Here is a 13,001-nt window from a genome sequence, read left to right on the forward strand (position 1 = left end):
AAACATAAATAAACAAAGCACTAACTATCCTAATAGCACAACTTTTCAAGGGGTAAAGGCTTAGCAAAATAAAAACCTTGGACTAAATCAACACCACAACTTTGGATAAATTGATATTCCTGCTGTGTTTCTACTCCTTCGGCAACGACTTTACAGTTAGCAATTTGGCCAAGCTTTGCAACTAACTTATAGATCTCTTTTCCTTTACTCGATGTCGCATCCAATAATAACGACCTGTCAATTTTAACTTTATTGAATGGGTACTTGAGTAGGTGAGGAAATGAAGCGTAGCCTGAACCAAAGTCATCCATTGAGATAGCGATGTCTTGCGCCTGAAGCTCGGTCATTACTCGAGTTAAGTAAACCTTGTCACTTAACATCGCTTCCTCTGTAATTTCAATTTCTACCTTAGACGGTGAAATAGCGTAGTACTCTAATCTAGACAGTAAATGCGACACAAAATCAGGCTCCTCGATGGAGGCGACAGATACGTTAATGGATATACGCCCCCCTACAGGTAACTCTATTTTCTGCATATCTTGTAATACCAACTCAATAACCATTTTATCTAACATTGGCATCGCTTTGAGTAATTGAAAGTCAGCAATGAATACTGGCGGACAAAGCATCCCTTTATCATCTATATAACGAATTAATGCCTCGTAGTTATAGTGTGATTTATCATGAACAGATTGTATTTTCTGGTAAAACATCACCAGAGTACCTTCTCTTAAAATCTTCGCTACCCGATTCTGCACTGAAGATTGAGTAATATTGTCGTTGGTTGAGTCCCTTACACTGCGCAATACATGATTAAAAATAGAGCCCTCAGCTGCAGCGTAACGAGTATTGGGATCAACCGAAATCAAGTGTTTGCCAACGTAGGCCAGGTAAAATGGTCGGTAGATAAAAATGCCGATAATAATAACGACTAATTGCAAAACAGCCCCATCTAACTGCTCTCCCATAGCGAAGTAACCACTAAAAATAGGCGGTGTTAGCCAATTAACAATACTAACAACGGGAGAGACGATACCTAATGCAATACAAGCATACACGATCACAAAGCTGACCAAAGGGACAAGAATAAATGGAATGATCATGATCGGATTAAACAGGATTGGCAGGCCAAATAATAAAACTTCATTAATATTAAACATGACCATAGGTATGGCAACGATTGCCAGCATCTTGTGGTTGTATTTTTGGCTAAAGATAAGCACGCAGAGAAATAAGCTTATGCAGTTACCTGAGCCTCCCATTGACAAAAATGCGTCATAGAAGCCTTGGCTAATGATATTGATTGAAGCTTCTCCGGCACGCCAAGCTTCAATATTCGCTAGGGTATCGGCATAGATTTGCTGCTTGATAGTAAACAACATATTGTGCCCGTTGATACCAACTGCACCCAAGATGCCAAGAAACGCTTGATATAACAAACCACCAGTAAACGTCATAGGATCCAGTCCTAATGACAAAATAACTGATTTAACAGAAAACCCTGTATAGGTCGCTAATTGCGACAGCAGCAATGCAATCAAGCAAAAACAAAAAATATGCACAATATATTTTATTAATCGAGAAGCAAAATCAAACGAGTTAGGATCTAACAGCCGGATCGGAAAATATAAATAGTATAAATACGTCACTATAGCGCTTAATAACGCCAATAGTGGATTGTTTGGCAATGAATAACTGGTTGAAAAATCTAGATGCTCTATGGACAAAATATAAAACAGAAGCAAGGCATAGATGATAAATATTGCACTGGATGCGTTAGCTTTTTGCGAAAGGTAATAACTCGCAACAATACAAAATGTTGTTGGGTAAAGATTAATTAAGATATTTGAAATATAAAAGAGTAGCTCTGAAACGTAATTAATCTCCATCACTCTAAAGGCATGGCCTAATAGCATAGCTAACGAGTTGGCTAGTGTTATCGGTAACAGCAACAGCGCAATCGCAGCCAGATCGGTCAAATAGAGTTTCGACCCTTTACTCCAATTACACACTCTTGCCAACATTTGACTAAACATCATGAGTTAGCACCGATTGTAGTGCTAGCATTAAGCCCTACATTATTAGCCCAACAATAAAGTGCGAAGAAAGCGACGTTCATTCTATTTCTCTTGTTTCTGGTCTGTTCCGAGCCACTTTGTGTTAGCTCAAAATCAAAAATAATACTCAATTAGCCTGCAGTGGCTCACGAAAGGATGGATACTCGAGATCTAGAATCGAACCGCTACACCTAATTTATAACGCGCCTCTCCTTCGGCACTAAATACAGGATAATTGTTTTTAAATTCGGGCTTAACTTCAGCTAAATCAGATGCCACCCCAAGCTGAATGCTATCTTCTTCAAACAAGTTAACCACTTCAAAAGTTAGCGAAAAATATTCGGTTATATCAAAAGTGCTACTAAAATCGACCGTGCCATAAGCTTGATGCTCACGATTACCGTAATAACCTGGTAACTCACGGATCATATAGGCGCTACGCCAGTTATAAGCTAAGCGGGCAGAGAAGCTATCTCGCTCATAATAACCCACTAAGTTAACCGCATGCCTTGATGAATCTGAAAACACATCAACTTGATCAGGATAATATTCAGCAGGTGCATGTGAATCAGCAAAAGTGTAATTTGCTGCATAGCCCAATCCGTTTTCGAACCCATTTTGAAGCTGTAGTTCAACACCTTGTATAAGCCCACCTGAGCCATTTTTCTTGTTAGAAACAGTCCAACTATCTTCACCAGAGTCAGGATCAACAATGCCCACACTTTGATCTAATAATTGCTCTGAGGTGATAAACGAGTTGATATCTTTAACAAAATAAGTCGCTGATATGATTCCTTCAGGGCTGAAGTACCACTCCACGCCCAGCTCGGCCTGTATCGCTTTAAACGGCTCTAGAGCGATATTACCTTGATCGATTACTTCGTTATTCGGAATGCCATCGCCATAGCCCGATAGTGCAGAAGAGGCGAACATATCGTCATAATTGGGTCGAGAAATGACTTTAGATGCCGCCGCTCGGATAATGACATCATCAGTGGCCTCAAATGCAACATTGATACTTGGTAGTAAATCACGATAGTTTGCCCCTAATGTACTCAAATCATCAGCGTAAGTACCCTCTGAGGTAAGCTGGTAATAATCCGAAGCGACATTGGTCGAGATATAGCGAAGCCCGATATTGCCTCTAACACGCTCAGATGCGAAGTTAGCCATCAAATATAAGGCTAGGTTGGTTTCGTTAATGGTACCGTAACCCGACTTATATACCTGACCATTACTATCAAAGCCAGTGATTGCAGCCTTGGCATCGTTGAGCATGGTATCAAAAATAGGTTTCGGCAGAGTAAAGCCGCCTCCTGATGAAACCGTACCAGAGTAGTACGCAGATGCATTTTTTGCGATAATCTCGGGGTTAACTATGCCTTCAAAAGACTCCTGTTTAACGTCATGTTCAGCCCAGCTTACTCCGGTTTTAATTGTGTTGATAAAGCCAAGCTCTACAGGAAATGTAAGGTTTAACTTAAGGTAAGTCTCTTCATCTGAGTTGGGTTGTTTACGCAGCGACCAACTTTCTGGAGCCAAGGGGCCATTAAAGTCCTCTGCCGTAAATGAATTGTTCGCTATGTCGATATTTATCACATCACTGCGGGCATCATAAGTGCCTGCAAAATCGCTGGCCTGCCCCAACCAAAAACCGTAATTAGCTGTCGTGTTGGTTCCCCCTTCTGAGCGAGTATTACCCAGTACACCATCTACCGTATAGTCATCCGTTTCATACTTAAAATCAAAGTCATAAGTATTGGAATCCATGCTCGATTCGCGCACCCATGTTTGCGCCCAGGCCGGGTTAGCATCATCGGCATTACGACGATAAAAGATACAGGTTCCGGCCTCATTTCTTTGCTCGCAAGCAGCCTCTTTATCATCAGGAAACATCAAAAATAACGACGTATTGGCATTGTTGGCTTGCATATCAAGACTCATGAAATTGAAGCCAAGCTCCAATTCGTCTGTTGGCCGGTACTGCAACACCGCATTAATAGCAGAGCGCTCACGCTGCTGCTCGAACGTCGTCGGCACTATCTCTCCCCAGCCGATGCTTGATTCGATCCCATTACGCTGATAATGAGTGTTGGCATCTGCTACCGCGAGCAGCACACCTAAGCTATCGGTGCTATTTTTCCAGCTATACAAACCAGAAAATTCAGGGTCTACTTGCTCAGAAACGGTGCCATAGTCTTGCTTACTGCTAAAGAAAATTGAGTTAGTATCTAAATCCAACGGCTTGCGGGTATTAATGATAACGGTACCACCGATCCCACCTTCGGTAATATCGGCTTGAGAAGATTTATAAACCTCTATTTCACCTATTATTTCAGGCGGTAACAAAGAGTAATTAAAACTACGATCAGTTGTTTGTTGGTCAAACCAACCTGTCGATGCAACAGAGTGACCATTTAACAAAGTACTGGTTAACTGATTAGATGCGCCACGAATAGACACTTGCTGACCCTGGCCAAATTGACGATTAACCGAAACACCGGGCATTCGCGCCAAAGACTCACCCACATCGCTGTCAGGGAATTTACCTATATCTTCTGCGGTTACCGCATCGACAACAGCATTGGAGAACCTTTTAGTATTAATAGAGGCCTTCATGGAGGCCTGAATGCCACGCACCTCAATAATTTCCATTGATGACCCAATGACGCTGCCATCCTCTATTGGGTTCGCTGTAACAATAGCAGGTAGCAGAGTGCTCACTAGCAGTAGTGCAGCGGTTGCCATTAAGCTTACCTTAAAACTTGTTCGTCTTATTTTTACACGCGTCATCAAAGGGGGGGATCTTAAAGTCAATTATCATTCTACAAGTAATGCCACATCAATATGAGCTGAAAGCCTAGTTCGGCGCACAGCCAACCTAAGGGAATAATAAGTAATATCCCCTTGAATAAAGTGGTTTTAGTGTTTACTGCAAACTTAATATCGACTTATTTAAGGCGATATTGGAAGTTAATTTTACCTTTGCTTGAGTCGGAGAGGTCAGTGACTTTAAGCCACCGAGAAATGATAAAGCCCTGAATTTAAGGCCCCATTGTAATCAATCTCAACGCTAGACAATCTCACTATATCACGAGGTAGATTGCCTCCTTCATCAATAATGTTTTATGAGGAAAATTACACCATCAAACACCGCGGCGGATTTTAATCCAGCGCAAATGATTCTGACAAGCATATTTTAATATATCGCTTTGGGGATAAACTAAAAAAACATTAGCTTGAAGTGATAAACCGTTTTTCTTGATTAGCTTAAAGCACTATTTTGTGCACACCTTCAAAGTTTGAAGCTAATATTTTGTCAGCAAAAGCGAACCCTTTTATGATGATAATAACCAAGTAACTTACTAAGGTATCCCATGGCATTTGCACAACTACTCAGTGGCAAACTTCTCAGAGAGTTTGAGACGATTTCAGCTATGGTGAAAATCTACTGTAAGGCGCACCATAAGGAAGCGGGATCTCACCCTTGCGAAGAGTGTGAAGACTTTATCGAATACGCCCATACTCGCCTTGATAGATGCCCCTATGGTCAAGATAAGCCAACCTGTAACAAGTGCCCAGTACACTGCTATAAGCCTCATATGAAAGCCAAGGCGCGCGAGATCATGATTTTCGCAGGCCCTAGAATGCTACTACCTCACCCTATTATGGCTATTCGTCATTTACTCTGCGAACGTCATCCTGCGCCAGGTAAGCCCCCCGAAGCTTGCTCTAACCGCCACCAACGCATAAAAGTTACCACAAAAGATTAGTCAATTTTACTAAGCGCGATAACATTTAAGCAAAATATAAAGCTAACCTATTGTCATAACGTTATTTTCCACGCCTTCAGTGCCGCCCCCTTGTCGTATTTAACATTCACGACTAGACTTTTGAAAAGTAAGAATACTTGTCGAAAACTGAATATAAAATGGACTCAGTAACGAATGCAGCAAGGAGGCTGATGATTTGAGCAAAGAGATCCTACTCGTAGAGGATAATAAGGTCATGCTGCTACTGATGACAAAAATGCTCTCCTCGCGAGGTTACCATGTCATTAACGCTATCAATGGCCTTGATGCACTCACTCAACTCGAAAAACACCCTTCTATTCAGCTTGTCTTAAGTGACTGGATGATGCCTGATTTAAACGGCATAGAACTGTGTTATCACTTAAAATCCCCCGACTATAACCGTTATATTTTTTTTGTTTTGCTCTCAGGACGTGATGATCAAGAATCAATTGTCGAAGGCATTAACGCTGGCGCCGATGATTTTGTCGCTAAAGATACTAATATCAATGAGCTAGATGCTCGCCTTAAAGCGGGATTTAGGAGTCTAGAACTACACAACCAGTTAGTTGCCAAAAATATTGAACTAGACCAAGCTTATGCCACCATACGCCAAGATCTCGATTCGGCCAGCTTATTGATCCAGCGGATGTTACCTAGCCAAAAAAAATTCCCTGGCGTTGAGCTGCACTACACTCATATACCGAGTGCTCAAATTGGTGGCGATATGCTCGGATGTATGCCGCTAGATGAAGACCATATCGCCGTTTACCTCTTTGATGTCGCTGGCCACGGAGTAAAATCAGCATTGATGTCTTTTGCAATCCAGCAAAGTATCGACTCTAGCAGTAACTCGCATGTAAAACACCAACAAGATAGCGACCCTTTTTATCGCTTAAGAGAGCCCAGCGAAGTGCTCGCTAGGCTTAATCAGAGTTATATTAATCAAGGCGATAATAACCTCTACTTCACTATGATTTACGCCGTGCTGAATACCAAAACCGGACAATTAAACTACGCCTTTGCTGGTCACCCTCCAATAATCTGGCAGCAAACATCGCAACAAATATGCCGCTTTATACAACAAGAGAGCTTTGTCGCCGGTATGTTCGATTTTGCTAGCTACCAAACCGAACAGATCCAATTGAGCGTAGGCGATCGCATATTTCTCTACTCTGATGGTATTACCGAAGCGGAATCTACAGATAAAGAACAATACTCAGAGCAAAGGTTAGCGTTGCAAATTCAACAGCTGTCCAAGCTGACAATTAGCAAGCAAAGTAACACCATAGTAGAGGAATTAAACAACTGGTCAGACACAACACAGTTCGATGATGACATCAGCTTGTTGGCATTTGAATGGAATGGAAGCTAATCAAGGAAACAGCATGCACTTCGATATAATTGCGAAAAACCAATACACGGTGATCCGAATTAAAGAGGCTAGGTTTGACGCCAAGCTGACTGCCAGTTTCCATGTTGAACTCGGAAAACTAAAAGATAACCTACGCGAGCATTTACTCCTTGATATGAGTGATGTGCGCTTTATGGACAGTAGCGGACTAGGAGCCATCATGGGCACCTATAAGATGTTGCGCAACACTAAAATCAGTATCATTAACCCACAGAAACCGATCCTAGATTTGCTCAAGTTAACTCGAATAGACAAGCTGATAGTGAGCCATGCAACCATAGAAGATGCGCTAACAGCAAACGCTTAAAAGGATAGCTTGATGAAGGGAATGACACTCGCCGCTGGAAAAGGCACAGAAGTACAGCCTATCTTCAATGCGCCTCCCTTTTATCGCAGCGGTAATAAGGGAGGTTAATGTGAACACAAGGACGTTTTACCAACAATACTCAAGCAGCCTGGAGGCATCCCGCACTGTTGCCTCCGATATCCTGCCCTTTTGGTACTCACTCGGCTTGGATACAGCCCTTATCGGGCAGATGGAGCTGTGCCTTGTAGAACTCGTGAATAACGTATTTGAGCATGCCTACGCTAACCTTGATGGGGCACAGTTTGAAATTAGCTCTTACGTAAATGACACAAAACAGTTAATTATTGAAGTCGCAGATTATGGCGACTCGATACCCAAAAATCTGCTTGATGACCTACCTAAAATGGACTTTATTGAACCTCTCGCATGCGACCCAAGCACCTGGCTACAAAGCCGTAGGGGACTCAAAATCATTCAGCAGCTTTCAGACAAAATAGAATACCATTCACACGATAACCGCAATACTTTCAGACTATTGAAAAAGACCAGCTAAAGACACTCTAGTCATAACAAAATACCAGCTTTGGCTGGCGATTTAATGGCTGTTAATATCAACACAAGCAAGGGGGGAAGCTATGATTAAGATTGATGAATTAAAAGCACTCTGTGACGGCGATGATTCTATGCTGAACATGCTACTGACGATCTATATCGAAGAGTATGGCCAAAGTGATCACCTCATTTTTCAGAGCTATCAAACAGAAAATATCACTGAATTATTTCGTCTCACCCATGAGCTCAAAGGCATGTTCAGTAACCTGTGCGCGCAAGACGCTGTAAGCTTGGCACAAGTCGTTGAGTCGAGCTCTAAAGGCGGCTCACTCCCCGAGCGCATAGCAATAATCAACTTGTGTAGCGAAATCCAAACCATCAATAGCCAAATAACCGCTATTTTACAATAACCGACGCGATTCACAGTCAAAGCCAAGCTGGAACGACTAGCCCAAAATGATTGAGCTTAGTCTTAGTCTTAGTCTTAGTCTTAGTCTTAGTCTTAGTCTTAGTCTTAGTCTTAGTCTTCATCAAAATACAAAACTAACCGCCAAGCATAATAAATCAGCGTCTGAGCTTTCGCCGTAGACCAGTGGTGAAGTGACAAACTGGGCGCGATTACCTTCCTTTTGAGAGAAGATAATCTGGTATTCAATATTGATTGAAACACTTGATGTTAAGTCATATTTAACCCCTGCCGTTACCGCTTTTGACTTTCGCAGTTGATGGCTCTCACCGTAAGTTAAATAGGGTGACAATTCGTCAAATGCATAAATAGCCGAGGCATACCAGTTTGCTTGTAATCGATCGGACTCAACCTCTGCTATCCACAACCAAGAGCCATAGCTGTATTCCGCCCCTAACGTGTAAATATCGAGTTTTTCCTCCTCTACCGAGGGAAGCTGGGTATATTTGGCTTGCATAAAGCCACTATGAATACGGTAATTAAAGCCCACTAAATCAATATAGATCCCTGCTATCCATTCGGTATCAAACTGCAATAAAATGTCACCTAACTCGACCTTATTGACTCTATCAAAACCGTAATAGGGAGAAACCGTTAACAGCAGTTCATCAGAAATATCATAATTCCAGGCTAAAGAGAGACCATCATAAAAGGTAAACCCTAAAATGCTGTCATATACCTCTTGAGGTGGCCTTATCCACGGGTAGGCTTGGCTGACATAGTAATACTCCGAAACCAGAAATACCGGTAAGCGCAAACGCCCTGCTCTCAACTCAAAATCATCAAAGCCATATGATAGATATGCCCATTCAAGTTCAGGGTCACTCCAGTTATCCTGGGTACGTTTCACCACCTGCCCAGACGCACTCAAGCCATCGAACACATCGATATCTAACTGTAAGCCAAATATGGTGTCACAGTCGTAGCAGGTATCGTCGGTAATTTCTCGACTAATAAATAGTGGGGTTCGATTATCACTTTTGCTGATAGTGGTTGAGCCAAATCCACTTAATAAAATGTTATCGGTTAACTCAATACTTGCCTGGGCAGCAGGGCAAAATAACAGGTAAAATAACGCTATAAATAATGTTTGGCGAAATAACATGGCTATTCTCCCTGAGGCACGGTTATCAAGATATTGACTTCTTTGGGGACGGAATCGATGGGGGCATAGGCTATTCCGTTGGGGTTATCGTTAAGCCATTTTAAAATCTGCTTAATATCATCACTGTTTAATTCTTCGGGGGGAGTACCTCTTCCAGAAAATGCAAGCCCAGCCCAATAGCCGTTCATCTGCGATACGGATTTACCGAGTAGCATTTTGTAAAAGTCTTCTCTGTGGATGGAAGTTTCAGGGAGGTCTACCAGGATAATTTTTAAGCTACCGGATATTTTCTTACTTTTGCCTCGATAAAGCATTCTAGCCTTGCTTTTACTTAATGGCGGCAAGTCGTCATTCAAGGTAAAAATTGCAAACTCAACGTCTTCGCTTTCATCGACGCCGGCTAAAGCTTGAGAGGCGGGGGAGCTACACACAAGCACCAGCAAAAGAAATTGCTGACAACAGACAAGCTGAACCCGTTCGTTTAATCCCTTAAACATTAAAACCCTCATTCCTTGATAGTTTTTTGTACTAAGCTGAATATAGTCAAGGCTTAGTTAAACCACAAGCTCACCACTAACTTGTTCAATTCATGGAGTAGAAATGAACTTATTGAATCATATTTCAATAAAAATACGGATGTTAGCCTTGGTGCTATTGCCACTGATTTTTGCCTCATTCTTGTCTGCATTAGAGATTAAAAATCAAAGCGACAATGTTGAATCGCTAAATACCCTCAATAGCAAAATTAACTTTCTTGAATCTTTCTCTCAGTTAAACAAACAGATCAATCACGCAAGAGAGCAGTTATTCAAACACAATATTAAGCTGTCCATCGACTCTTTCAACACCCGCCTCAACTACATAGCGCTGTTACTACCACAAGCCTTTAGTGCCGAAAACGCTTTAGAGATGGAGTCCTGGTTAAGTAATACCAGTAATGCGCTAAAAGAGATGAATGAAGTTGATAGTGAAGGATTAGGAGACTGGTCATTTTGGTTCAATGAGCTGCAAGTTCAAGCGCTAAGCACCATGGAAAAAGATCACTCAGGCGTTAACGATGAAATAAATCAACAGCTGGTGATACTCTATCAACTGCAGTGGCTGTCTCTATGGTCTACTGAAGAGCGTTGGTTAATCAAACAGTTGCTATTAAATCGCGGAGAAAGCGAACTGCTTAGCCAGCTGAACTCCATCACTGAACACCAACAACTTTATATTGAACGCTTTATTGAGATCAACGCTAAGCCGGAGCAAGTATCTCTGCTGCTGAGTACCTTTTCAGATAAAGCATTCGAGCAAAGCTACCAATTAAGAAGCCACATTTTAAATCAGCAGCCACTAACCCAAACCCCAGATGCAAGTTTGCAAGCATTACAGCAGCGTCTTGATTTAATTCAATATGTTGTGAGCACTTTCTCCAGCCAGCTAACTAACAATATCCAGAGAGAAATCAGCCAATCTAAGCGTTTGATCTTATTATTCTGTGCAGCATTGTTTTTCTCTTTGATCATTATTGCCATCATAGGCGCAAACCTATATCGACGCATCACTAACTATCTCAGCCACGTGATTAAAACCATGTCTCAAATTGAAGAAACTCATGACTATTCACAGAAAATAAACGAAGCGGGTAACGATGAATTCAGCCTATTTTCCCATACACTCAATAAGCTGATTAATGAGCGCCACCAAAATGAACTAAAAATATTACAAGCCAAGCGTGAGGCTGAAAAAGCCAATCAGGCAAAGAGTTCTTTTCTGGCAAATATGTCTCATGAAATCAGGACTCCGCTCAACGGAATTATCGGCATGTCCGATATCATGGCTGGCACTAAGCTAACGGCCACTCAAAGTGAACATTTACAAACTATTGAGACTTCATCGCAGACACTGTTACTGCTTATCAATGACATACTCGATCTCTCTAAAATTGAATCTGGTAACCTCTCAATAACCCATACAAATACCAATATTGTCGAAGTGGTATATGACACGCTTTCGATGATCTTACCCAAAGTCGCCGAAAAACAACTCACCCTTGAAGTCGATATCGATAAAGATACTCCTTACCTGACCTCCTTAGATGAACATCGCATGCGCCAAGTGCTGATGAATCTGCTCTCTAATGCGATAAAATTTACCCTAGAGGGAGGCATTAAGGTCGTTGTTTCGTGTCGCAATAGTGCCAGCTATAGCAAGATGCTAATTAGCGTGCATGATACTGGAACAGGAATAGCCCCTAGCAAGCAACAACAAATATTTTCTCCTTTTATTCAAGAGGACGACACCATTACCCGTCAATTTGGTGGCACAGGGCTTGGACTCTCTATTTGCAAACAACTTATAGAATTAATGGGGGGCGAGATCACCCTTAGCTCAGTGAAAGGAAAGGGATGCTGCTTCACTATCTCGCTGAAAGCTAAAATAGTCAGCTGCACAAAACCAATCTCCAACCAATTTAAACCATTAACTGCTGCGATCATTTCAAATAACTCGCAACGCAATGACATGATTAGCAAAGAATGTCAGCGCCAAGGATTTAGCCTTAACTACCATTATCAGTCTTGCTTTGACCTGCTTCAAGATAGGCAAACAATTGATCTTTTGTTCCTCGATATCCAGTCATCGACAAGAGGTACACTTGCGAGCCTACCTGAATTGCTTAAGCAAAAAGACATCTTTACCATTGCCATTAACGCTCTGGGCGAGAAGCGACAGTTAGATAATATAGATGCAATAGTAACCCTTCCCTTATTAGGCAACCGTTTTAGGAACGCCATACATAACGGCATAGAAAACCGAAAACTAAGGCAGCAACAGCAACCACAGAATCAGCTCAACCCGATAAACAAGCCCGCTGAAACAGAGAAATCGAAAGTGGTTATCCTGATTGTAGAAGATAACCTAGTGAATCAGAAAGTGGCCTCTTTACAACTCAAACAGGCGGGTTTTGATTTTATTATTGCGAGTAATGGCCAGGAAGCCTTTGAATTCATCAGCGCTGGTAGAGCCTTCCACGCCATTTTAATGGACTGCATGATGCCGGTTATGGATGGCTTTACGGCAACCGAAAAGATCAGAGAGTGGGAAAGTCTACATTCTCAGCCAAGGTTACCTATCATCGCACTAACTGCGAGCGTACTCGATCAAGATATTCAGAAGTGTTATCAATCAGGTATGGATGATTACCTCGCAAAACCCTTTAAAAAAGAGGCGTTACTACATAAGCTTAAATCGATATCTAAGCAGGCGAGTTAAATCGTCCACTGACTAACAGCCACGCTATACTCATAGCATCCCATGACGTTA

At 41.8% G+C, this 13,001-nt stretch carries 10 protein-coding genes; 6 read left to right on the forward strand and 4 right to left on the reverse strand.

Annotated features, from left to right (window positions below; genetic code table 11):
* Nucleotides 1-29 precede the first annotated feature (29 nt).
* Together ACVBIO_RS07090 and ACVBIO_RS07095 are read right to left on the reverse strand one after the other, a co-directional pair.
* Complete coding sequence (locus tag ACVBIO_RS07090) at nt 30-2,039, reverse strand: EAL domain-containing protein (protein WP_447172284.1); 2,010 nt, start codon at nt 2,037-2,039, stop codon at nt 30-32.
* 189 nt (nt 2,040-2,228) lie between these two features.
* Nucleotides 2,229-4,805: a TonB-dependent receptor gene (locus tag ACVBIO_RS07095; protein WP_447172285.1), complete on the reverse strand. Its 2,577-nt coding sequence runs from the start codon at nt 4,803-4,805 to the stop codon at nt 2,229-2,231.
* 629 nt (nt 4,806-5,434) lie between these two features.
* On the opposite strand from ACVBIO_RS07095, the gene ACVBIO_RS07100 reads away from it, so the two are divergent.
* The 5 genes from ACVBIO_RS07100 (at nt 5,435) to ACVBIO_RS07120 (ending at nt 8,531) form a co-directional block, all read left to right on the forward strand.
* Nucleotides 5,435-5,830, forward strand: coding sequence for a nitrous oxide-stimulated promoter family protein (locus ACVBIO_RS07100; protein WP_447161801.1), 396 nt, complete (start codon nt 5,435-5,437; stop codon nt 5,828-5,830).
* A 196-nt stretch (nt 5,831-6,026) separates the two neighbouring features.
* Nucleotides 6,027-7,223 (forward strand): SpoIIE family protein phosphatase, encoded by a 1,197-nt coding sequence (locus ACVBIO_RS07105; RefSeq protein ID WP_447164017.1) that lies wholly within the window; start codon nt 6,027-6,029, stop codon nt 7,221-7,223.
* 13 nt (nt 7,224-7,236) lie between these two features.
* Nucleotides 7,237-7,569 (forward strand): STAS domain-containing protein, encoded by a 333-nt coding sequence (locus ACVBIO_RS07110; protein ID WP_447161803.1) that lies wholly within the window; start codon nt 7,237-7,239, stop codon nt 7,567-7,569.
* A gap of 109 nt (nt 7,570-7,678) precedes the next feature.
* The gene (locus ACVBIO_RS07115) at nt 7,679-8,122 is read left to right on the forward strand and encodes an ATP-binding protein (protein WP_447161804.1); all 444 of its coding nucleotides are present in this window, start codon (nt 7,679-7,681) and stop codon (nt 8,120-8,122) included.
* An 82-nt stretch (nt 8,123-8,204) separates the two neighbouring features.
* Entirely contained in the window at nt 8,205-8,531 is a 327-nt protein-coding gene (locus ACVBIO_RS07120; protein ID WP_447169658.1) for an Hpt domain-containing protein, read from the forward strand.
* Nucleotides 8,532-8,651: 120 nt separating this feature from the next.
* On the opposite strand, the gene ACVBIO_RS07125 is transcribed toward ACVBIO_RS07120, so the two are convergent.
* A complete protein-coding gene (locus tag ACVBIO_RS07125) occupies nt 8,652-9,692 on the reverse strand; it encodes a hypothetical protein (RefSeq protein ID WP_447172286.1) in 1,041 nt (346 codons plus the stop codon).
* A gap of 2 nt (nt 9,693-9,694) precedes the next feature.
* Nucleotides 9,695-10,189: a hypothetical protein gene (locus tag ACVBIO_RS07130; protein ID WP_447161807.1), complete on the reverse strand. Its 495-nt coding sequence runs from the start codon at nt 10,187-10,189 to the stop codon at nt 9,695-9,697.
* Between the two features lie 103 nt (nt 10,190-10,292).
* Here ACVBIO_RS07130 and ACVBIO_RS07135 point away from each other — a divergent pair, with 103 nt between their 5' ends.
* Complete coding sequence (locus tag ACVBIO_RS07135; RefSeq protein ID WP_447172287.1) at nt 10,293-12,950, forward strand: ATP-binding protein; 2,658 nt, start codon at nt 10,293-10,295, stop codon at nt 12,948-12,950.
* Nucleotides 12,951-13,001 lie beyond the last annotated feature (51 nt).

It is taken from the genome of Shewanella sp. 0m-8 (assembly GCF_052977265.1).

Excerpts from the sequence above, each read along its gene's own strand:
- ACVBIO_RS07125 (WP_447172286.1), bottom strand. The coding sequence starts at position 9,692 with ATGTTATTTCGCCAAACATTATTTATAGCGTTATTTTACCTGTTATTT.
- ACVBIO_RS07120 (WP_447169658.1), top strand. The coding sequence starts at position 8,205 with ATGATTAAGATTGATGAATTAAAAGCACTCTGTGACGGCGATGATTCT.
- ACVBIO_RS07090 (WP_447172284.1), bottom strand. The coding sequence starts at position 2,039 with ATGATGTTTAGTCAAATGTTGGCAAGAGTGTGTAATTGGAGTAAAGGG.
- ACVBIO_RS07130 (WP_447161807.1), bottom strand. The coding sequence starts at position 10,189 with ATGTTTAAGGGATTAAACGAACGGGTTCAGCTTGTCTGTTGTCAGCAA.
- ACVBIO_RS07110 (WP_447161803.1), top strand. The coding sequence starts at position 7,237 with ATGCACTTCGATATAATTGCGAAAAACCAATACACGGTGATCCGAATT.
- ACVBIO_RS07100 (WP_447161801.1), top strand. The coding sequence starts at position 5,435 with ATGGCATTTGCACAACTACTCAGTGGCAAACTTCTCAGAGAGTTTGAG.
- ACVBIO_RS07135 (WP_447172287.1), top strand. The coding sequence starts at position 10,293 with ATGAACTTATTGAATCATATTTCAATAAAAATACGGATGTTAGCCTTG.
- ACVBIO_RS07095 (WP_447172285.1), bottom strand. The coding sequence starts at position 4,805 with ATGGCAACCGCTGCACTACTGCTAGTGAGCACTCTGCTACCTGCTATT.